We start from the raw sequence: 1258 nt of genomic DNA, 5'->3' as shown, positions 1-1258 counted from the left end.
GAACTGTCCGGGGCGCAATGCCAGGCTGCCGAGCGCCAACGCAGTGCAACCGAAGCGACGCCGTTGCCTTGCCGCGACGCAACTGCAGTGACCGACGGAGATCCGACGACTGCGAAAGCAAACCGAGCGATTGCCCGACCCGCATAACGCCTGAATTAAGCCGCGCCGCGAAGCGGCGTCGGCTTGAATGAATTGTTATGCCCCTTATACAGATCCCACAGCTCTTTGCGAGCATTCTTTGAGATTCTTACCTTTACCCGCTTGCCGACTGATGTGCCTAGGTTGATACGGAATAGGTGGATACGCAGAAAAGCGATAGTTTTGTTTGTATGAAACAACGCGATCTCTGGCTGTTCAAGCTCCGAGAAGAACTCTCGTTTGTAGAAGACGTGACCGGTTTTACCGTCTGTGACCTCAGTCGGGAGCTTTGAGTTGAGATGTGCAGTTCCTGGCTCTAGGTGAGGAGTGAAGAATAGTTCTCTGCGCTGGAACGGAAGCCGCCAGGTGTGGCCAGTCACCGTAACAGGGCGTGGGCCAACATTAGTAAAAGAGAGCATGAAGCCTCGACGGTCCAAAACCAGTGGATTGGCTCCACTTGTATAGATCGAGTCGAATGAGGCTTTCAGGTTGACACGTCTATCTCGCACAGAGAGCCATAGAGCGATAGCGGATATCAAGATCGTGCCAAAAGCCGCGACCCAGCCGCTGAAGCTGTTGAAGCACTCCCAAGTGGCGCAACTCGCTGGCATGTTTGATAGGGGCATAACGCCTGAGTTAAGCCGCACCGCTTTGCGGCGGCGGCAGAGCCACAATCATAGAGGCTTTGCCGACGCCGCGAAGCGGTGTCGGCTTGAACGAATTGTTAGCGCGCACTCTCCATAATCTTGATAGCGCCAACATGGGTCGACGCTTCCCAAACGCTCCAGGAGCCGAAGCTCATGAGTGAAGCGTGATCCTCCGTCGTTAGCCACAGGCGGACAGTACCGGTTGCGGTCGCCCCTTCATTGACGTGTCCGTCAGTGAACATGACCTCGCCAAGGAAGAACTCGCCAGTGAGCGGATGCTTGTGATTTGGCCGGTAGCCACTACGCCGCTGAACAAACGACGGTAGAAGGGCAAACTCGATTTTATGAATCGCGACGACCTGTTCCATGCGCGCTAACGCCTGAGTTAAGCCGACTTGCGTAGCGTAGCCGACAACGTGGCAAGCTTTACCTGCCACGTTGTTGGTGTAGCGAAGCAAGTTCGGCTTGAACGA

1 protein-coding gene is annotated in these 1258 nt (G+C 55.2%); it reads right to left on the bottom strand.

Annotated features, from left to right (window positions below):
* Positions 1 to 862: 862 nt before the first annotated feature.
* On the bottom strand, positions 863 to 1258 hold a 396-nt coding region (locus D0Y53_RS12795; RefSeq protein WP_233511782.1), incomplete at its 5' end, for a hypothetical protein.

The sequence above is a fragment of the Cognatiluteimonas weifangensis genome, from assembly GCF_003416885.1.
Classification (GTDB): Bacteria; Pseudomonadota; Gammaproteobacteria; order Xanthomonadales; family Xanthomonadaceae; genus Cognatiluteimonas; species Cognatiluteimonas weifangensis.
This window is presented reverse-complemented; position numbering and strand designations above follow the sequence as displayed.